We start from the raw sequence: 21,136 nt of genomic DNA on the forward strand, positions 1-21,136 counted from the left end.
GAATTCCTCCATTATTGTTTATTAGTGTGGAAAATTTTAAACTAAACCGATACCGCCCAAGATGATGCCGACGATGACGGCGATCGTCGGGATGACCAATGCCACCACGAACACATCTTTGTAGGTTTCGCGATGCGACAATCCTGTCACAGCCAACAAAGTCAGCAATGCGCCGTTATTCGGCAGGATCGAAGCGCCCGATGCCACAGAAGCCATCCGGTGGAAAACTTCCGGGTTGATGCCCGTCGTTTGAGACAAGTTGTAGAACGTATCCCCCAAGGTGCTGAGCGCAATGCCCATACCACCTGAAGCGGATCCCGTGATCATCGCCATGACTTGAATCGCCAATGACTGGGCAACTAGCGGGTTATCCGACACATTGAGCAACCAGGAAGTGATGTTGTCGAATGCCGGAACGATCGCAATGACGGCACCGAATCCGACAGCCGCACTGGTATTTAGGATGGCCATGACAGATCCTTTAGCACCTTCGTTAATCGAGAAGACGAATCTCTTATAATGCTTCACGTTAATCAACATGATCGTGACGATCCCCAACATCAACGCGTAAATCGGCTGAAGGTTGACGATATTCAAGAACACAACGACCACAATAAGCGGGACGAGCGACAACATCCAGTTCGGCGTCGCCACCTCTTCCTCTTTCGATGCACCAGCTTGTTTGCGAATTTCAAAGCCCTCGCCTTTAGCCGACAATTTCTTCTCGCGATATGCCAACCAAGCATAGCCGCCAACCGCCATGATCAACGTCGTGACGATACCGATGACCGGTCCTGCCATTGGTGTGGTGTTATAGGTATCCATCGGGATCAAGTTTTGAATCTGTGGAGTACCTGGCATTGACGTCATCGTAAACGTGAATGCTCCGAGTGCGAAAGTTGGCACCAGCAATCTGCGCGTTACATTGGCCTCACGGAACAATTCAAGTGCAATCGGGTAGACTGCAAAGACGACCACAAACAAACTGACGCCTCCGTAAGTCAATAACGCGGCGGCGATCAAGACGCCTAGAATAGCGCGCTTTCCGCCAATCAGCTGCGTAACCTTCTGTGCAACTGCCCGCGCGGCTCCGGTCTCTTCCATCAATTTCCCGAATACGGCCCCTAAGAGGAAGATCGGGAACCATTTCTGGACGAAACTTACCAAACCACTCATATAAGTTTCTGTATACGTGCTATAAACATCGAGCCCGCTGAGCAAAGCTACGACGCCGGCCGCTAATGGGGCCACCCAAATGATCGACCAGCCCAAATAGGCAAGCGCAATCAATAAGATCAATCCGATCAATATACTTAACATCTGTTCTCACTTCTTTCTATATCTTTAGCCCTTCACCGCAGTGAAGCAATGCCCATTATACACGAATAAAGATATATTGAAATAGATATTACCCAAAAATGTAAATGATAAATAATTTTGATATTTTGATTTAACACTGTATTTATAACGTATAATTATTATTAATAGCATGTATTCAAAAATGGAATAGTTTTATTAAAATAACTTAGTCCCTGTGCAACAAACAATTCCCGCACAATTTACAAACAAAAAAACACCCGGCAGCTTGCTCCTGCGGGTGTGAATGTCGTTAGGGCTTAAATTATTTTTTATATCTAATGTCCTGTTGAATTAGGTTTATAAGCATCGTCATTAGCCTAGATGTTCCTCTTCCACAGGAGTTACCGCTTCGTATAACGCCTTGTCCAATTCTTCCGTATAAGCAGCTGCCTGTTGCCCACTCCAATTAAATCCTTTCGCCATATACGAAATAACTGCCTCTTTGTATACGTGGACCCATTGAATATTGAAATACAAGGCACCTGTCCGGCGTACGAAAAAATCGACTGGCTTATACGCCGCTTCATATTCCATCGCATAGCGTAGCATCGCGTAGACAAGCGGGTCGAGAGCGGCATGTTCCGCATGTTCTCGGCCTGTTGAAAAAATAGCTAACACTTGATCGACATTGGCACCGTAACGATGTGTCAGCATACGGGCTGTGGGGCCATTCAAGCCAAGTTTCATCGCCTGTTGTTCCCGGTCGACCCGGAAGTTCTCGAACTGCTTGGAACCCCCGACTTCCCCTCCGGAAATCGGCAATTGCTTTGTCGAGCCTTTCGGCAACGGGATGCCTTGTTCTTTCTCCAATTGTTCTGCTACTTTATCGACGATGTTTTCGCCCATTTTTCGGTAACCAGTGAGCTTACCGCCTGCAATTGACATCAACCCGGAATCGGAGATGAAAATTTCATCTTTCCTCGAAATTTCCGAAGGATCCTTTCCTTCTTCGTGAATGAGTGGACGCAGTCCCGCCCAACTCGATTCGATATCTAGAACCCCGATGCCCACTTCCGGAAACATAAACTGGATGGCCCGTAAAACGTAATCCCGGTCAACACGAGTCATCGTCGGATGTGCGATATCCGCTTTATATACCGTATCGGTCGTGCCGACGTATACTTTGCCTTCACGCGGAATGGCAAACGCCATACGCCCGTCCGGCATATCAAAATAAATGGCTTGTTTTAAAGGAAACCGTTTGCCATCGAATACCAAATGGATTCCTTTGGTCAAATGCAATGTTTTGCCTTGTTTCGATTGATCTTTTTCCCTTAATATATCGACCCAAGGACCGGCGGCGTTAATGATTTTCTTGGCATACACATTGCGAACACCGTGGGTAATCAAATCCTCCACTTTGACGCCGACCACTTTTTGTTTCGCGTAAATAAATTCGGTCACTTTCGTATAGTTTAGGGCAAGCGCACCCTTTTCGACGGCTTTCTTCATGACTTCTATCGTCAGTCGCGCATCATCCGTCTTGTATTCTACATAATAGCCGCCGCCTTTCAAACCTTCTTTCTTCAATAAAGGCTCGCGTTGCAAGGTTTCTTCACGGCTCAGCATCTTTCGTCTTTCTTGTTTCTTCACGCCGGCTAGAAAATCGTAAACCCGCAAGCCTAGATTGGTGCTCAACGGGCCGAATGTTCCGCCTTTATAAAAAGGCAACAACATCCATTCCGGCGTCGTGACATGCGGGCCGTTTTCATAGACGATTTCCCGTTCCTTGCCGACTTCAGCGACCATTTTCACTTCGAATTGCTTCAAATAACGCAATCCGCCGTGAACGAGTTTGGTCGACCGACTGCTGGTGCCCGCAGCGAAATCCTGCATTTCAAGAACCGCTGTTTTCAAGCCTCTTGCCGAAGCATCCAAAGCAATGCCGGCTCCAGTAATTCCGCCGCCGATCACCAGCAAGTCCCACTGTTGATTTTCCAAATGACGATAATGATCCTGTCGATCAAAGCTGGAAAACTTCATTTCCATTCCACTCCTTTACTCAAAAAAAACTAATGGCAATGGGTAAAAAAACAGAGACCTGAAGACATCTCAGAATATACTCTGCAGATGGTCCCGGCCCCTTGATTGCTGCGGCTATCGCACTAACACGATGCTGTTTATCGCTTAGTTTTTAAATACTCTCGTAGCTTCCACCGCTTTTTTCCAGCCATTGTAAAGTTCTTCACTTTTTTCGGCAGGCATATCGCTAGTGAAAGTTTTATCCACTTTCCATTGTTGGGCGATTTCTTCCTTGCTTTCCCAGAAACCAACCGCCAACCCGGCGAGATAAGCTGCGCCTAACGCTGTCGTTTCCTGGATAACCGGACGTTCAACCGGCACATCCAAAATGTCGCTCTGGAATTGCACAAGGAAATCGTTCGCTACTGCGCCGCCATCGACACGCAAAGTTTTCAATTCGATGCCCGCGTCTTCGATCATGACGTTCACTACATCTTTCGTCTGGTAAGCGAGCGATTCCAACGTCGCCCGGATGAGATGCGCCCGTGTCGTACCGCGCGTCAAGCCGAAGATGGCGCCGCGAGCGTCCGTATCCCAATAAGGCGTGCCGAGTCCGACAAATGCCGGCACCATGTAAACGCCGTCTGTCGATTCGACGGATCTAGCGTATTGCTCGCTTTCCGGTGAAGTATCCAAGATTTTCAAGCCGTCACGCAGCCATTGAATCGCAGAACCAGCGACGAAAATACTGCCTTCGAGCGCATATTCCACTTTGCCGTCAATGCCCCATGCCAAGGTAGTCAACAGGCCATGTTCGGAAACGACTCCTTCTTCCCCAGTGTTCATCAACATGAAACAACCTGTTCCATATGTGTTTTTAGCCATCCCTTTTTCAAAGCAGGCTTGGCCGAATAAGGCAGCCTGCTGGTCACCTGCAATGCCTGCGATCGGCACTTCATTGCCAAAGAAATGATAGTTGATGGTATTGGCATAGACTTCAGACGATTGGCGTACTTCCGGCAACATGCTTTTTGGCACCGTCAGAATATCCAGCAATTCCTGGTCCCATTCCAAATCATAAATATTGTACATCAGCGTACGGGAAGCGTTGCTGTAATCGGTGATGTGTGCAGCACCGCCAGAAAGTTTGTAGACGAGCCACGTATCGATTGTCCCGAACATCAAATCGCCGTTATCGGCTTTTTCCCGCGCGCCTTCGACATTATCCAAAATCCATTTGACTTTCGTTCCTGAAAAATAAGCGTCAATCAATAAGCCCGTTTTCTTCCGGAACAGCTCTTCGTGCCCCTGCGCTTTCAATTCGCCGCAAATATCCGCAGTTTGTCTCGATTGCCAGACAATCGCTTTGTAGATTGGCTTTCCGGTGTTGCGGTCCCAAACGACAGCCGTTTCGCGCTGGTTGGTAATACCGATGCCTGCAATTTGGTTCGCTTCAACATCCGCTTTGCGCAATGCCCCTGCCATACACGCCAACACGGACGTCCAAATTTCATTCGCGTCATGCTCTACCCAGCCCGGTTTCGGGAAAAATTGCTCAAACTCCTGTTGGCCGGTGCCTACGATTTCCCCTTTATGGTTGAACAATACCGCCCGTGAACTCGTTGTTCCTTGGTCAATCGCCATAATATAATCTTTAGTCATCAATTATTCCTCCTCAAATGGTCTTGTGATCAATCGTTATTTATCATCCACTAACGTGTCTTCGATTTCATTCGCTACAGTACGGCCTTTTTTCAGTTCGGCGTTTGCTGCCCCGATCAAGATTACCAGCATGATCACACTAAGCCCCCAGAACAGCAGGCTGTAATCACTCGTGAAAAACGCTTTATAGAAAACTGCTCCGTAAATACCGCCGAAAGCCGGCCCAACGACTGGCACCCAAGCATAGCTCCAATCCGAACTGCCTTTTCCAGGAATAGGAAGCAGCGCATGGGCAATCCGCGGGCCCAGGTCACGCGCCGGATTGATGGCATAGCCCGTAGCGCCGCCGAGTGACATACCGATGGCAATAATCAATGCGCCGACAATCAATGGATTCAGCCCATCTGTAAAATCATTGGCACCGATGAATAGCAAGCCCATCACCAAAACAGCAGTGCCGAGAATCTCACTGACTAGATTCGAAAACGGACTCCGGACAGCTGGGCCAGTGGAGAACACAGCCAATTTCGCTCCTTGGTCTTCTGTAATCTTCCAATGGGGCAAATAGTTCAAAAAGACGATTACTGCTCCGAGGATCGCGCCGATCATTTGGGCAAGGATGTACAGCGGAACTTTCGCCCACGGAAACTCTCCAACCGAAGCCAAACCCAAAGTTACTGCCGGGTTGATATGTGCTCCTGAGAAACTACCCACTGCGTACACGCCCATCGCTACAGCCAATCCCCAGCCAATGGTAATGACAACCCAGCCGCTGCCCTCCGCCTTGGAATCTTTCAAGACCACTCCTGCCACTACACCACCGCCGAAAATAATCAGGATCATGGTCCCGATCACTTCTGCTAAAAACTCTGACATCGCTTAACACTTCCCTTCCTTTTAAAGCAAGAGCTGTATAAATCCGCATTAAAAAAATCCGCAATTAATGGAAGTTCTCCTTGATAGAAGTACTCATTAATGTGCGAATCTCCAGGTCTCCAACACAACTCTTAACTTGTTATATATAAGGTATACTTAAAAGAAAGCGCTGTCAATATATTTTCTGAATTTTTGTTTAAATATTCCACCTCGATCTATAAAACATCTTCATCTGGTTGCTTCAAATAACTTCGCTGCCGCTCATCTTGCGTTGAGAATGGACTCTATGAAAAGCTGGCGCACGAGTTCCCTCATAATGAATAAAAAAAGCAGGGCTCTGCACGAGAACGCTGCAAAGCCCTGCTGTTTGAGATGGCGCTGTCGCCAACCATCATTTAGTTATTTTTCTTATCCAATGCTTTGACCAATTCTTCAGCCAATGCTTCAGAAGCAAACGGGTCGCGGCCCGTCAACACTTGCTCATTGCCCCATACGACTTTTTCGTCGGCGGTGTAATCGGCAACTTCGCTCATCTTGCCCTCTAAGCTGAACGGCAGGATTTCTGGAAGCCCTTCCGGTTCAACCGCTTCCGGATAACCGGTAACGTTCAATCCGGCGATGATGCTTTGGCCGTCTGGGCGTTTCGTCCATATTAGTGGTGCCGGGCCGTGGCACACTGCCGACACGATATTGCCGTTGTCATATACAGCGTTGATGATCCCGTGAAGCGTTTCGTCTTTCGCAAGGTCGTACATCGCTCCGTGGCCGCCGACGATAAACACTGCGTCGTATGCTTTCGCATCCACGTCAGACAATTTTTTTGTGTTATCCGCAAGGCCGGACTCGTACATTTTCTTGTACTTGCCTTCCGGGTCGTAATCTTCGCTGATGCTGACCTCGTCAAGCGTCGGTTTGCCGCCTTTAGGTGAAGCAAGCTCCACGTCATGGCCTGCATCTTTTAAAATTTCCATCGGTGCGAACAATTCTTCCGCCCACCAGCCGGTTTCGTAATTGTTTTCTGTATCTTTATGTCCACTTGATAGCACTGCTAATACTTTAGCCATTAATAGTTCCTCCTCTGAAAATCATTCTGCCACTAGTTGTTCCCGAATGTTTTCGGATTTAAACAAACTTGCAATTCTCGCAATTTTTTATTACACGAGCGCCCTTTCCTAAACGGTCTTATGTTTCGGAAAAAGAGATTTGCCGTTTTTAAAGAATGTCCACACTACGGCAATCAAGAAAATAACGATTCCTGCCAACAGGGCTACTTGAATAACCGCTGACATCTCAGGGTCGAGTGTCCCGCTCATATAGGCACTATAGATACCGAAGAACGCCCAGGCAATCGGGATCGGAAACGCCGAGTTTTTGAAGCGTGACAAGTAAAACAGGACAAATACGACCGCAACGCCTAAGACGATGAGCGTCCAGACAGAATCAGAAATGCCGAAGCCGTCCCACTCCCATTGCACCAAAGACAGCGAAATATTGACAATGGTCGCGATAAATACCCAAGCACTGTACAACGTGAAGGCAAGCCCCGCCAGCAGCGACGGAAACTCAGAGCGGTGTTTGTAGATTCTTTCCACAATGAACAGCAAGGAAAACAGCAAGCCTGCAATCAATAGTGTCGAAACGCCCAGCCATTCATAAGAAAACACGACAATCCATCCCATATTGAGCAACGAACTCGCGATGAATAAAGGCGAGATCAACAGCGTCAAGCGGCTGACTTCCGCATCTTTTCGTTTGATGAACAAGTACACGAGCGTGACCAGCACCAGCGTGTAGATGACGCCCCAAATCGAAAACGTAAACGGCGCCGGCGAGATGAGTGTCATGTACTTGTCCGAAATATCTTTTTGCGTATTGCCGTTAATGAACCCCGACGATCCCAGATAATTGACGCCAAGCGTCGCAAAATAAGCGACTAAGTTCAGTATCGCGAACAACTGGGTTTTCTTCATTGTGCTTTCTTCCATAATGGTTTCATCCTCCCGAAAGATAATAATCACTGGCAATATGTGCTACTTTCTTTCTATCTTCCCGTTTTCACCAGTCGGCGAAACGGTTTCTTGGAATGAACCGGGTGAATTGTGTCGTGCACAGGGGCGTTTCGACTGGAGAATACTGCTGCATCAAGGTTTCCTGTGGTGGAATTGTGTCTTGCACAGGGACAGAGCGCTGCCGCTCTACCCCTTCACACCAGCTCTCAGCCATTTCGCCGTCAGCGTATCCGCTTCGAGCATCTCTTGCGGCGTGCCTTCAAACAGCACTTCCCCGCCTTTTTTACCGCCGCTCGGGCCCATTTCGATGACCCAATCGCTCGCTGCGATCAAGTTCAGATTGTGCTCGATGAGGATGACCGAATTGCCTTTGTCGACGAGCCTTTGGAAGACGTCCAATAGATGGGCATTGTCGCGTGTATGCAAACCGAGTGACGGTTCATCCAATAAATAAATCTGCCCTTCTTTTTTCAAGTGGCTTGCGAGCTTCAAGCGCTGCACTTCGCCGCCGCTCAGTGACCCGGTCGTCTGCCCAAGTGTCAGGTAGCCTAAACCGACATCTTTCAACGTATCCACTTTTTTGACGATTTTCGGCATCTCTAAATATTCATTCGTTTCATCAATCGTCAGCTCCAGAATCTCCACAATGTTTTTTCCCTTGTAGCGATAAGACAAGGCTTCATCTGAATACCTTGTGCCGCCGCAAGCTTCACAAGTCACCGTCACGGGATCCGCAAATGCGACATTCGGCGTGGTGATACCTTTGCCTTCACAGACCGGGCAGGCGCCCAATGAATTAAAACTGAACAAGCCCGCCGGCTGTCCGGTTTGTTTTGCCAGGATCGACCGGATGTCGCTCATGATGCCCATATAGGTCGCGAGCGTCGAACGGCTGGACGTCCCGATGCTGCCTTGCCCGACCGCAATCGTTTCGGGATAATTGCCGGTGAATGCACCGAACATCAATGAGCTTTTTCCGGAACCGGAAACACCGCACACCGAGACGAGGGCATTTTGTGGAATTTCCACGCTGACATTTTTCAAGTTATTATCAGAAGCATGTTTGATCGAAAATGTATTTTCCGCTGTTCTCGGCTGTTCATTCACCGTCACGGTGTGATCCAAATCCGTGATAGCGGAAGTTTTCTTCAAGCCTTCCTGCCCGCCTTGATACACCACTTCACCGCCGCTTCTGCCAGCGCCCGGGCCCATCTCGATGATTTCATCTGCCGTCTTAATGACCGCCAAATTGTGTTCGATAACGACGACGGTATTGTAGTTGTCCCGTATACTTTCCAGCATATGCGTCAACATATTGATTTCCTCCGGATGCAACCCGGCACTCGGCTCATCGAAAATATACGTGATGTTGTTCAAGCTACTGCCTAGGTGGCGCGCGATTTTCACGCGCTGCGCTTCACCGCCGGACAAAGTGCCCATCTTACGCGACAAACTCAAATAGCCGAGCCCCAAACCGACCAGCTGTTTGACGCTCGGATGCGCCTGCTGGGCAATTGATTTACCGATTGGGTCGTCGATTTTCTCCAGTTCACCGAGCAGTTCTGTTAATTCCAAGCGGGCATAATTGGCGATGTTCAAGCCGTTGATTTTGCACTCCAGCACTCTCGGATTCAATCCCGAACCTTCGCAAACTGGGCACGGGGTACGCGTCGTCAGCGCTAAGACATCTTCCTGGGAGACGATTTTCAGTTTCGTCAAGTCCCGGTTGATATAGAGACGAATAAACCTCGGAAGCAGGCCGTCCCACTCGATTTCGCGATCGCCTTCTTTATAATAATAAGTGCTAAATGCACGTTCTCCTTCCGGCGGCCCGTATACGAGCAGATTGTATTTTTCTTTCGTGTAATCTTTGATGGGAAGATCCGGGTCGAACAATCCGCCATCTCTCATCCATCTGCCTTGCCAGCCAGGAGGCGCAAGCGGCTTGAAGCGCACCGCAGATTCCCGGATTGATTTCGTATGGTCGATCAATTTATGGATATCCGGCGTAACGACTTCGCCGAAGCCGTTGCACTCCGGACAATTGCCGAACGAACTTTCACTCGAAAATTCTGTCGCCGAACCGATTGGTGGGCTGCCGATTCTCGAGAATAACAACCGGATCAGCGGATCGATATCCATATACGTGCCGACCGTCGAGCGCGAATTGCCTCTCACTGGCTTTTGTTCTACGACGACCACCGGGCTCAAATGCTGCATCAAGTCGGCATGCGGCCGCTCGTACCTCGGCATCTGGTGGCGGATGTACAGCGGATAGTTCAAGGTCATCTGCCTTCTGCTTTCTGTCGCCAAGGTATCGAACACGACCGAACTTTTCCCAGAACCCGACAAGCCGGTAAACACGTTAATTTTCTCTTTCGGGATATTCAAATCGATATTTTTCAAATTATTTTCACGAAGCCCTCGCAATATGATTTCATCTCGTTTTTCTGGCATGTCAACATTCTCCTTTTCCAATCCGATCAGCAGATTACACTACTACATAAAAGTGTTCCCTTTTTCGAGGTGGTTCACACAACCGGCTTGTCCCTGTGCACCACACAATTCCCACACAATTCATCAGGGCATAGAAAAAAGACGCATCCGCCAGCGCGGATGCGTCAAATTGTGTGGTGCACAGGGACGTACTTCTACCGAAATGTTGCTACACCAAGGATCTGCCCCTCTGAATTGTGTCATGCACAGGGACACACTAAAATGCAGCCACTGCCTTCGTTTTCGGAAACACCATGCGCCAGCCGATTCCTATAGCCGCCAACAACACGACGAGATACACATAAATGCCGTAATCAAATGCATTCGCAAGGAAATGAGCGCCGACAAAAGCGCCGGTGATCAGCGTCAGTAAAAACATCTTCGCGCCTCCTGATTCTTGGGCAAATTCGAAGGAAGTAGAAAACGGAAATTCGCCTTCGTTCACTATTTTATAGGTGATTAAAATTTGCAGAAGGCCTCCAAGCAACACCGCTGCTAAATCTGGCAGAATTCTCGCCGAAAAAATCCAAATGAAGATGATGGACAAGAACAGGAAAACCGGTAGATACATTTTCACAAAGAAGGCTTTTAAGGTGCCGCTATAGGCACTCGATGCCTGTTCAATCGGCGCCGCCCGGAACAACCAGCTGCCTTTATAGCCTTCCGAAAATTTCAGCATAAACACGACGCTCGGAATGATGACATTGCAGAAATAGATGAACATGAACATATTGCCGCCTGAAATCTCTTCCAAGCCGCCGTCGACTGAATAGGTGAAAATAAAGAGAAACGGGAAGAACAGCGACATCCCGAGCACGGGGAACACCTTCAGTTTGAATTCGCGTTCTTTTTTCATCATCGATGCCGCGAAGCGGTAAAAGACCCGTTCTTCATTCGAACGGCATAATAATTTAGCGCCCATTTCATCCAGCCCATTCCTGGGTTTCTTGCGGGTTTTCGTGTCGCTCAACAACTTTTCCAGATTGCGTTCAAACGACGGCATCAGTTTGGCATAGCCGTAAATGGCGATGACCGGCACCATAAATGCGAGCACTGTAAACGCGATAAAATGGCTCGACGTATTGCCGTTCAACAACACTTCAAATGGCGCCCCGTACCACAGCGGTGGAATGAGGAAATGCCACCAGCTGAACGCGTACGTCATGTTCAAATCAACAAATTCAAACGATCGAATCAACACTTGATAGCCCACGACCACTCCGACCGACAGCAAAATCTGGACGTAATTGATGATGTCTTTCAGCTTTTCGCCGTCGAAAAAGCGCAGGATGAATAAATACAGCAACGACGTCAGGACAACGACCAATAAGATTGTCAACACGAGTTCAATGAGGAAAATCAATGAAAAGACAATGCCGTGCCGAAACAAGCCGACCAGGAATGGAATCGTCGTGAAAGCCCCCGCCACAAACGTCATGTAAATCATGATGTGGACGATTTTCGCCGCCGCGATGGTCTGTTTATTGACCGGCTTGGTCTGGATAATATTCTTATCCCGAATATCCAGCAGCACCACGGAAAAGTCGGAAATCATTGAGGTCATCAAAATGAACAGAATCATACCAAAAACAAGGCTCAATTGATACATATAATTTTCCCCGAGCAGCAAAAACGGAATCAAAATCAAACTGTAAAGCCCGTAAATCCACAACGATTTCAGAAATTGGTTGCCTTCCTTTTTCTTTTTGCCGTTTTCGCCAAAAATCGTCGGCACGCGGCGTTCGTCCATCGTCAATTTGATCTCCAGTATTTTTTCCATCACCGCATAATCGACGCCAAACCTAGTGAAAATGCCTTTGAATACGGAAAGAAACTTCAGCGATTGAAACTCACGCATACTCCTCGTCTCCCTGTACGATCGACACGAAGTCCTTGGCTTTATTGCGGTGCTCCGTGAATCCGGTCAATTGATTGAAAATCCCGGAAAGCGACCCTTCCTCGCTCATTCCCTGCAGTTCTTCAAACGTCGCATCCGCCACCACTTCACCCTTCACCAGCAGCACGATGCGATTGCTGATTTTTTCCACGAGATCCATAATATGCGATGAATAAAAAATCGTTTTTCCTTGCGCCGCCAATTGCGCCAGGATTTCTTGGATGACCATCATGCTATTGGCGTCGAGCCCACTGAGCGGCTCGTCCCAAAACAATAGATCCGGATCATGAAGCAGGCTCGCGATGATCAGCACTTTTTGCTTCATGCCTTTTGAAAATGAAGACAACCGGGAATGGCCGACATCCTGCAAATCAAATTGCCCCAGCAGCCGCTCCGCTTTTGCCTGCGCCGCGTCACGGCCCATGCCATACAGTTCTCCCGTAAATACCAAATACTCCATCGCCGTCAAATTGTCATAGGCTTCTGCATTTTCCGGTACATAGCCGATTCTCTTTTTGTAAGACGGGTCGCCTGACGCAATATCTTGCCCGAAAATCACCACTTTTCCTTGGTAATCATCAATCAGCCCAAGCATGATTTTTACTGTCGTACTCTTGCCCGCCCCGTTCGGCCCGATGTAACCGATGATTTCGCCACTTGCCACTTCAAGATTGATGCCGTTCAACACTTTCTTGCCGCCATAATTCATTGTCAGATTCTGAATCGATAGCACCTTATCGTTTTCTCTAGTCATCTAAAAACCCCTCACGCTAATTATGTGTTAATTCTAACATTCAACTGGTTGAGATTGGGAGTTTTTACCGATTTAATGGGAATCAAGTTAAATTGTATGGCGCACAGGGACGACCTACTCCAAAAAATACGCTACTGCAAGGTTTTCTACCATCAAATTGTGTCATGCACAGGGACACATACGGATGATATACTAAAAATACAGAAATTCTACGCAAAGGAGACAGTGGCTGGATATGATGCGATCTTTTCAATTCGCTGGCAGTCGAATAATAAAAACCGGGTTGGCCATCTTTTTGACTGCCACGATTTGCCTATGGTTTAACTGGCCGCCTGTCTTTGCGGTCATCACAGCGATTGTGACAATCGAGCCCACAGTGAGCGATTCAATCAAAAAAGGGCTGATCCGCTTCCCTGCTTCGGCTATCGGCTCGGCCTTTGCCGTGTTCTTTATCACATTGTTCGGGAATTCCCCGATTACCTATACACTTGCTGCGGTCGCCACGATCCTGGTGTGTTTCCGGCTCAATCTGCATGCCGGCTTGCTGGTTGCAACATTAACCTCTGTCGCGATGGTGGAAGTCATCCATGACAACTTCTTGTTCTCGTTCTTCATCCGTTTGGGGACGACGACGATCGGCTTGGTCGTTTCGACCGCAGTCAATATGCTCGTGTTCCCGCCGAACTACAGCACCGCTATCCTGAAAAGCATCCACAGTATCAGCGGGCGGGCGGGAAGCATGCTCGAACACACGTTCCATACCATCCTCTTCGACGGCGATGCGACCCTCCAGGAAGACAAGAAAATCGTCAAGCAACTGACGACAGAAATCCGCAAGACCGAGAAATTGGTTCATTACCAGCGCGATGAAGCGAGCCTGTATCCATGGGTTCGCAACCGTGAAGCCGAGCTGCAGATGGCGGAACGGCAATTGTTGTTCCTCGATAACTTCGAATACCATTTAAATGCCTTGCTTCGCGTTCCCATCCAAGAAATCCAATGGACACAAGCCCAACGTGAAATCATCATGGATGCCGTTAGAGCGCTTGCAGACGACTTGCGTCATTCCGTCAATTTCGATCATGAAAAACACCAAGAACAATTGAAAAGCATTACCGATCTGTTTTGGGAAAACAGTAAACGTGTGCCAGCAAATGACGCACTCCATCCAACACTGTTCCCGCCGGAATTCACAATTCTTTACGAACTCCTCACCATCTACGATTTGGTCGATAAGTTTTTTGACCCGAATAGTGTCAAAGCCGTACAGGAAGCAAAACAATCATAAGAAATGAAAAAAGGCCGTGGCGGAATTCCGCCATGGCCTTTTTCTGTTGAATTGTGTCTTGTACAGGGACGTTCCGAGATGGAAATCCCGCTGCAATAAGGATCTTGCTGCTGAAATTGTGTGATGCACAGGGACATCATTTATCCCGATTCGTAACCTTATACGTTACACCCTTGCTGTCATAAGTGATCCACTCGCCCACAGGTTCGCCCTTTTCAAAATGGCCTGAGCGTTTTAAGGTTCCATCGGTTCGATACCACTCCCAGTAGCCCTCTGGCTCCCCATCAATGATCTTGCCTTTGGACCACATCGTTTTCCCGTTGGCATGGTATTTGATCGTATAACCATCAATCACTTCGAGCTTCTTTTCCTTCACACCGTTTGGTTTCACTACATCGCATTTTTCCTCGTCCATGATGGCTCTCACTCCTTCCGGATGATTGAATTGTGTCACGCACAGGGACATTCCAGCCTTGAAACTCCGCTACTACAGTCATTTCACTCTTGAAATTGTGTGGCGCACAGGGACACAACCGTCCTCCCTACATCATCGTCGCAAACCACAAACCGAGTGTCGTCCCGATATAGTTGCCGATCACATAGCCAATCGTCCCGACCACCAAGATCGGCCCGATCAATTCGCGCCAGCCTTTGGCAATCGCCATCGCAGCGGCCGTTGTCGGGCCACCGACGTTAGCGTTAACCACCAATAAAATCTCTTCCAGGTCGTATTTCAATAACTTCCCGGCCGTCAGCGATACCGTCAAGTTAACGATAACGATGAGCGCGACAAAGACCAGCAGCAATGGCGCGTTCTGGACGATCAGTGGAATCGATGCCGGGATGCCGATGACGACGAAGAATAAATAAATCAAGAACGTCCCGATTTCCTGGCTGCCGTTGATGCCGTCGAAATAACGGGGGAACAACGCGAGCGCAAGGAACGTCAAAGTCGTCAGCACCAAATACTGGTCTCCGATCAAGCCGCTGAGCAAGTTCCAGCCGAACCCGACTTCTTCACCAGACGGAACGATGCCGGCAAAAAACTCGGCGATCTTTGTCGCAACCACCACAAGGAAGAAGGCGGTCCCGAGTGACATGGCGATATCCTTCAATGAAATATCCTGGCGTTTCCAAAAGGTTTCGGCGTTGGTCTTGCCGCCGTTCGTCCCTGCTTCCCGTTCTACTTGCGCAACGTGCGGATGCGGGTAAGTTTTCCGAAAGAAACCAAATGTCGGAATCGCCATCAAAGTAATGAACACGAGCGCCATCATCAAATTATCCGCCACGACCGCGGCGGACACCAAATCTTCCGGCGCTTCAAACTTCGCCGTCATTGCCGCAAAGTTGACGCCACCTCCAACGTACGAAGCGCTCATCATGCCGCCGATGCGGTCAAGAAACGGAATCGTATCCTTTAATAAGAAGAAACTGAGGATCGTCCCAGCAACTGTTCCGATCGAACTGATCAGGAAAATCAGCAGCATGCGCCCGCTTTCTTTCCAGATCTTCTTGAAATTCACGTGGAACAACAATAGCGGAATGGCGAGCGGCACGATAAATGCCCATACCGCGTCATACGCAGGCGACGCCGTCGGGATAATGCCGGTATTCGATAAAATGATGGCAGAAACGAGCGCAATGATGGCGCCAGAAATCTTCCCGGCCCAGCTGTACTTCTGCTCGAGCACGATGCTCATCGCCGCGACGATAACAATGATGCCCCATAACGTCAGCAAATCATCTGCCCGAATCAATGAATTCTCCATATGTATTCTCCCTTCGCTCGCTGCACTTCATCCTTCTAGATTCGTTTGCGCGAGCTGTCATTAAATTGAACGCTTCATCTCCCAGTATCCTATTATTGTCAGATGATGTCGAGTAGTCTCACAATTTTATACACTTGTTTACAATCATCAAAAAGGCCGTACCGGAAACGGTTCAGTTTCCGGTACGGCCTTGAATTGTGTGACGCACAGGGACATTTCAACACCTAAATGCCGCCACCACAACGATATCATCACTCAAATTGTGTCTTGCACAGGGACAGGAACAACTAAAGTTCCAAGCCCAACGCGATCCGAATATGTGCCAAATGATGCTCTTCATGCCAAGACAGTTTCGCGAGGGTTTCTGCAACGCGAACTTCGCCGTCCGTTTCGTGGATGAAGACGCGCTCCAATTGCGTACCCGTCACATAATTCCCGAGCGCCACAATCCGTTCGTTCAGTCCTTCGAGCATGAGGATCGAACTTTCCACTGGCAGCCGGTTGTCCGGCAGATACGCCCATTTGTCTTGGTCAAATTCAGACACGCTCGGTTGGTATTCCGTCAATGCCATTTTCAGGCGGTGGTAGAGAGACAATTGCGAATCCGCAACATGATGCACAAGCTGCCGGACTGTCCAGCTACCTTCTCTATAGGTTTTGTTCAAGTCCTCATCGTACAAGGAATCTACCACTTCGCGAAGCCGCGTCGTGTAGCTATTGATTTCTCGCAGCCAGTTGTTGACCTCTTCCGTCGTCACCTGGTCCGGAACTTGCATTTGGCCAATCGGAAATTTCACATCCATTTGCTTAACCCCTTTTTACCTGTATTTGTTGAAAGTCCTATTTACAACAGTCCTACCAACATAACATTTTTTCACTATAAAAATAACCACATTCTCCCCTAAACCTGAACTACAGGCTTACAGACGATACAGCCAGGGCAATTTCACTTTCACTTAGAGACGATATAATCCTTTCGATTAAACTGTCCCGCTTTTTTCATGAACGACAGCGTAGTTCCGGGCCACAGCGTCGAGTTCCTGCCGGTTTGATCGAGGTACCAGCTGCGGCAGCCTCCGGAAGTCCAAACTGTTCCTTTCATCAAGCGATCCGTTTCTTCAACAAACCGCTCTTGAGCGCCAACTTTCGGCTCAATCGTTTCGAGCCGCCTGCTTTTCATATACTTCAATGCATTCAGCAGATGGTCCACCTGCGCTTCGATCATGAGGATGACTGATGTATGCCCGAGCCCCGTGTTCGGCCCTTGAATCAGAAATAAATTCGGGAATCCCGCAATAGTAGTGCCGAGATACGCCTTCGGGCTGCCGTTCCATGCTTCTTTCAGCGAATGGCCTGCCCTGCCGTATATGTGCCGAGCAATCGGGAAGTCAGTGACTTGGAATCCAGTGCCGAAAATGATGCTGTCTATCGGAATGCGCGCGCCATTCGCATCGATTACGGCATCTTCCACAACTTTCGTTATACCTGCCGTATGCACTTCCACATTCGGTTCTGCCAGTGCAGGATAATAGCTATTTGACAATAGGATCCGCTTGCAGCCGATGCGGTAATCGGGGGTCAGTTTCTCTCTCAAAGCCGGATCTTTGATGGCTTCGTTCATATGTTTGACCGCTAGCTTCTCTACCGCTTTTAGCCAGTTTGGGTGACGAAAACCGAAAACCATCGCTTCGCGCTTTGTGTAAATGTTCAGCCGCGCCATTTTCTGAAGAACCGGAAACCGGCGATAGGCTTGCTGCTGCTCGGCCTTGATGGCCTTATCTTGCTGAGGAATCACCCAGGCCGGCGTGCGCTGGAATACGTGAAGAAGCCCCGCTTGCGGCTGGATCTGCGGAATGAACTGAATGGCTGAAGCCCCCGTTCCGACCACTGCGATGCGTTTTTCTGCCGCGTTGAAATCCGACGGCCACTGCGCCGAATGAAACACCTCGCCTTGAAACCGTTCGATGCCTTCAAGTTCGGGTATGGAAGGCTCGCTGAGCGCACCGACAGCGCCCACCACGATATCGGCGGCAAAGCCTCCCATGTTCGTCTGGATCTGCCATTCATGGCGCGATTCGTCCCAATCCAAGCGCTGGACTTCATGATGAAAACAAATATGACGCATCAGCCCGAAATCAGCCGCACATTTTTGCAAATACGTGTGAATCTCGGCTTGGGGCGAAAATTTCCGGCTCCAGCCGGGATTTGGAGCGAAAGACAGCGAGTAGAGATGCGATTCCACATCGCAAGCACAGCCTGGATACTGGTTGTCCCGCCAGACCCCGCCAACATCACTGCTGCGCTCCAAAATCAGCAGATCGCGCTCGCCTTGTTGCAAGAGCCTAGCGGCGGCTGCAATGCCGGAAAATCCAGTGCCGATCACTATAATTTTCGCTTTGCGTATATTCTTTTCGCGGTGTTTACGTTCCATCTTCATTCCCCCATCTCCAAACAATCACTATCAGCGTTGTAAATGACTCTATTCACTTAGCACATTACTTAACTGTCCCTTTATGTAACGGAGTACCCTAACCCGTGACAAACAACTCTCCAAAGTTGGAAATTGCTGTCGATTAATTTTCTTGTTCTTCACAAAATCGTGATACTATAAGATCAAAATATCATTCATTCTGCACCTTACTGAAAGGCGGCGATGAGGATGGCCAGGAAAAAGAAGCCACGGTTTGTTCTCGGTTTGATGACAGTCGCATCCATCGTCTCGATTTCTTTTTTACTGCAAGTTGCCGGCAACCCGTTCCTCAACAGCATCTTCGCACTGCTCTTGTTCTATACTGTCTTGCCCATGTGGATTTGCAGCTATTACTTCAAAAAGCGCGGCGTGAAACTGCGCCAAGTCGTCTTTTCCCACGGCATCGCCCTCTGGCTGTTGCCAATATTTGCACTCACATTATTGATTATGATCTTTTCCATGAGCATTTATTGGCTGTTGTTGAGGGCACTCATGTCGACAGCGCCCGCTTTAGTGACTTTATTTCTCACGCCAGAACCGCTCCCCGACGTGTTCTGGTATTTGGCCGCGACCGGTTTCGTCGTCGCCGTCGTTGCGCCGATCGCCGAAGAATTCGTCTTCCGCGGCGTCCTTTTGAATCAGCTGATGGACGTATTCGGTTTATGGAAAGGCATCGGCATCACAAGCCTGATTTTTGCTGTCTTCCACCTCAATTTTCTCGGCGCGTTCCTGTTCGCGGTCATCGCGTCTATCTTGTATGTAAAATCCGGCAATTTGCTGGCGCCGGTTTTGCTCCATAGCGCCAACAACACACTCGCCGTTTACCAGGCCTTCGCGGGCACTTCGTTTATGGAATGGCTGACGGTGACGAGCGTCAACGACCTATACACCAAATCCGCACCCAATCTCATTGCGCTGATTGCTAGCACAGTGCTATTGCTGCTTATTATCGGCTGGATGTCCCGGGGCTTGGAACAGCGCAGATCGCCCATTCGGTAAGCAGCCCCCGATTCTCCGAAAACAAGCGCGAAGCAGGTTTTTGGTGAATAAAAAATACCCTCGCTCACCCAAGCACAGGGCACGTATCATTCGAAATAAACGCCCGCCTCATTCTTTCTTCACGAAATACACCTGTTCATCCGGCAATTCCAAACAATTCAATTGCCCGCCGTAAACTGCGCCCCCGTCGATGCCGATGATGCGATTGCTGCCAAAATAAACGCTCGTATCATTTGACCCTCTCAGATTAAACGTCGGCGTGTGGCCGAAGACGACTTTCTTATCGCCTGCATAGCCCCGGTGGAATTCGTCGCGAATCCACATTAATAAATACGGATCTGTCTCTTCAACCGGGATTCCTGGCTGAACACCTGCATGCACGAATAGGTAGCCATCCGTTTCGCAGTAAAACTCCGTCTTTTTCAAAAACTCGATATGCTCCCAAAACAGCTCCCTCGCCGGAAGCTTCATGCCTTTTATCGAAGAATCGTAACTTTGTAAAGTGGAAAGCGCCCCGTTGCGCAGCCAGTTTCCCGCAGCACCTGTTTCTCCTCTTGCTGCTTCTAGCATCATTTGGTCGTGATTGCCGCGCAGCACAATCGCGCCTTGTTGCTTCAATTCGATGACCCGCTCCAGCACGCCTTTGGAATCCGGGCCGCGGTCCACATAGTCCCCGAGTAAAATCAGCTGGTCTTTACTTGCGTCGTATTTCACTTTCTCTAATAGTTTATTGAACAGTTCCAACTCGCCGTGAACATCGCTGATGGCTAAGATCCGTTTCATCGTGTGCACCTCCTGCTTCCCGTTTTCCACAATAACTCTGAATTCATCTGGCTTCCTGCTATATGCGTATTTCCCTGTTTGCACTCAAACTCCTGCCAAAACAACTCCCATTTACGTTTACCATCTTCATCCAATTATTTACCCTTCACGTGAGCAGCAAAACCCACTCCCCTTTTTTGCGCTTAAACAGGTTTCACTTGCATCCGCTCTCCATAGCTGTTAACTTTAGAGTGACCGTTATATCTAAACCAATGGAGGAGTGGCTCATGAGCACCAAGAAAGAAGATTTACTGGTAGCTGCTGAACAGCTGTTTTACCAACACGGCTTTCATGCCATTGGCTTGAAGGCGATTGTCCAAGAAGCGGACGTGGCGCTGATGACGCTGTACAATCATTTTAATTCCAAAGACGAACTGATCTTGGAAATCTTGACCCGCAGGTCGCAAGTTTATATGGACTATCTCGAACAGGCAAAACAACAAGCGACGGGCTCTGTCGCACAACGGCTAGCGATCGGCCATTTGAATTGGCTAAAGGATACCGCTTCCAATGGCTGCATGTTTTTGCGGGCGAAAGAAGAATTCGTCAGCGATCCTGACCACGCGATTGTCCAGCTCGTGACGAACCATAAAGAAGACACCAAGCAGTTGTTCCTGTCGAACGGGCTTACGCCTACCGAAGCGACGCGCTTGTCCTTGCTGTTTGAAGGAGCCGTATCCTTGGCGGAATTTTCTCCATTGGATGAAGTCGAAGATGCCTTGATGGCTTTGGTGCAACATTTATAAGTAAGCGGATTGCTTACTTTTTTTACC

17 protein-coding genes are annotated in these 21,136 nt (G+C 48.8%); 3 read left to right on the plus strand and 14 right to left on the minus strand.

Annotated features, from left to right (window positions below):
- Window positions 1–36: 36 nt before the first annotated feature.
- The 9 genes from KTG14_RS10315 to KTG14_RS10355 form a co-directional block, all read right to left on the minus strand.
- The gene (locus KTG14_RS10315) at window positions 37–1,320 is read right to left on the minus strand and encodes a GntP family permease (RefSeq protein ID WP_216970866.1); all 1,284 of its coding nucleotides are present in this window, start codon (window positions 1,318–1,320) and stop codon (window positions 37–39) included.
- A 351-nt stretch (window positions 1,321–1,671) separates the two neighbouring features.
- Window positions 1,672–3,342, minus strand: a complete 1,671-nt coding sequence (locus KTG14_RS10320) for a glycerol-3-phosphate dehydrogenase/oxidase (RefSeq protein ID WP_216970867.1) — start codon at window positions 3,340–3,342, stop codon at window positions 1,672–1,674.
- A 144-nt stretch (window positions 3,343–3,486) separates the two neighbouring features.
- A complete protein-coding gene (glpK, locus tag KTG14_RS10325) occupies window positions 3,487–4,983 on the minus strand; it encodes a glycerol kinase GlpK (protein ID WP_216970868.1) in 1,497 nt (498 codons plus the stop codon).
- Between the two features lie 36 nt (window positions 4,984–5,019).
- The gene (locus KTG14_RS10330) at window positions 5,020–5,859 is read right to left on the minus strand and encodes an MIP/aquaporin family protein (RefSeq protein ID WP_216970869.1); all 840 of its coding nucleotides are present in this window, start codon (window positions 5,857–5,859) and stop codon (window positions 5,020–5,022) included.
- A gap of 395 nt (window positions 5,860–6,254) precedes the next feature.
- Window positions 6,255–6,923 carry a type 1 glutamine amidotransferase domain-containing protein gene (locus KTG14_RS10335; protein WP_216970870.1) on the minus strand — a complete coding sequence of 223 codons (669 nt, stop codon included), beginning with the start codon at window positions 6,921–6,923 and terminating at the stop codon, window positions 6,255–6,257.
- 108 nt (window positions 6,924–7,031) lie between these two features.
- Window positions 7,032–7,844, minus strand: coding sequence for a TspO/MBR family protein (locus KTG14_RS10340; protein ID WP_216970871.1), 813 nt, complete (start codon window positions 7,842–7,844; stop codon window positions 7,032–7,034).
- 210 nt (window positions 7,845–8,054) lie between these two features.
- A complete protein-coding gene (locus tag KTG14_RS10345; protein ID WP_216970872.1) occupies window positions 8,055–10,325 on the minus strand; it encodes an excinuclease ABC subunit UvrA in 2,271 nt (756 codons plus the stop codon).
- Between the two features lie 256 nt (window positions 10,326–10,581).
- Window positions 10,582–12,222, minus strand: coding sequence for a hypothetical protein (locus KTG14_RS10350; RefSeq protein WP_216970873.1), 1,641 nt, complete (start codon window positions 12,220–12,222; stop codon window positions 10,582–10,584).
- Window positions 12,215–13,015 carry an ABC transporter ATP-binding protein gene (locus KTG14_RS10355; RefSeq protein ID WP_216970874.1) on the minus strand — a complete coding sequence of 267 codons (801 nt, stop codon included), beginning with the start codon at window positions 13,013–13,015 and terminating at the stop codon, window positions 12,215–12,217. The genes KTG14_RS10350 and KTG14_RS10355 overlap by 8 nt, the downstream gene beginning before the upstream one ends.
- A gap of 238 nt (window positions 13,016–13,253) precedes the next feature.
- On the opposite strand from KTG14_RS10355, the gene KTG14_RS10360 reads away from it, so the two are divergent.
- Window positions 13,254–14,303 carry an aromatic acid exporter family protein gene (locus KTG14_RS10360; protein WP_216970916.1) on the plus strand — a complete coding sequence of 350 codons (1,050 nt, stop codon included), beginning with the start codon at window positions 13,254–13,256 and terminating at the stop codon, window positions 14,301–14,303.
- Between the two features lie 136 nt (window positions 14,304–14,439).
- Here KTG14_RS10360 and KTG14_RS10365 read toward each other — a convergent pair whose 3' ends face one another.
- The 4 genes from KTG14_RS10365 to KTG14_RS10380 all read right to left on the minus strand — a co-directional run bounded on the left by KTG14_RS10365 (window position 14,440) and on the right by KTG14_RS10380 (window position 18,503).
- The gene (locus KTG14_RS10365) at window positions 14,440–14,757 is read right to left on the minus strand and encodes a toxin-antitoxin system YwqK family antitoxin (RefSeq protein WP_367948937.1); all 318 of its coding nucleotides are present in this window, start codon (window positions 14,755–14,757) and stop codon (window positions 14,440–14,442) included.
- Window positions 14,758–14,845: 88 nt separating this feature from the next.
- The gene (locus KTG14_RS10370) at window positions 14,846–16,072 is read right to left on the minus strand and encodes a DUF819 family protein (protein ID WP_216970875.1); all 1,227 of its coding nucleotides are present in this window, start codon (window positions 16,070–16,072) and stop codon (window positions 14,846–14,848) included.
- A gap of 287 nt (window positions 16,073–16,359) precedes the next feature.
- Complete coding sequence (locus KTG14_RS10375; RefSeq protein WP_216970876.1) at window positions 16,360–16,875, minus strand: YfiT family bacillithiol transferase; 516 nt, start codon at window positions 16,873–16,875, stop codon at window positions 16,360–16,362.
- Between the two features lie 149 nt (window positions 16,876–17,024).
- Window positions 17,025–18,503: a flavin-containing monooxygenase gene (locus tag KTG14_RS10380; RefSeq protein ID WP_216970877.1), complete on the minus strand. Its 1,479-nt coding sequence runs from the start codon at window positions 18,501–18,503 to the stop codon at window positions 17,025–17,027.
- Between the two features lie 228 nt (window positions 18,504–18,731).
- Here KTG14_RS10380 and KTG14_RS10385 point away from each other — a divergent pair, with 228 nt between their 5' ends.
- Window positions 18,732–19,541, plus strand: coding sequence for a CPBP family intramembrane glutamic endopeptidase (locus KTG14_RS10385; protein ID WP_216970878.1), 810 nt, complete (start codon window positions 18,732–18,734; stop codon window positions 19,539–19,541).
- A gap of 108 nt (window positions 19,542–19,649) precedes the next feature.
- On the opposite strand, the gene KTG14_RS10390 is transcribed toward KTG14_RS10385, so the two are convergent.
- Complete coding sequence (locus tag KTG14_RS10390; RefSeq protein WP_216970879.1) at window positions 19,650–20,324, minus strand: metallophosphoesterase family protein; 675 nt, start codon at window positions 20,322–20,324, stop codon at window positions 19,650–19,652.
- Window positions 20,325–20,590: 266 nt separating this feature from the next.
- Here KTG14_RS10390 and KTG14_RS10395 point away from each other — a divergent pair, with 266 nt between their 5' ends.
- Window positions 20,591–21,109 carry a TetR/AcrR family transcriptional regulator gene (locus KTG14_RS10395; RefSeq protein WP_216970880.1) on the plus strand — a complete coding sequence of 173 codons (519 nt, stop codon included), beginning with the start codon at window positions 20,591–20,593 and terminating at the stop codon, window positions 21,107–21,109.
- The last annotated feature ends 27 nt before the right edge of the window (window positions 21,110–21,136 follow it).

The sequence above is a fragment of the Planococcus sp. CP5-4_YE genome, from assembly GCF_019042655.1.
Taxonomy (GTDB): domain Bacteria; phylum Bacillota; class Bacilli; order Bacillales_A; family Planococcaceae; genus Planococcus.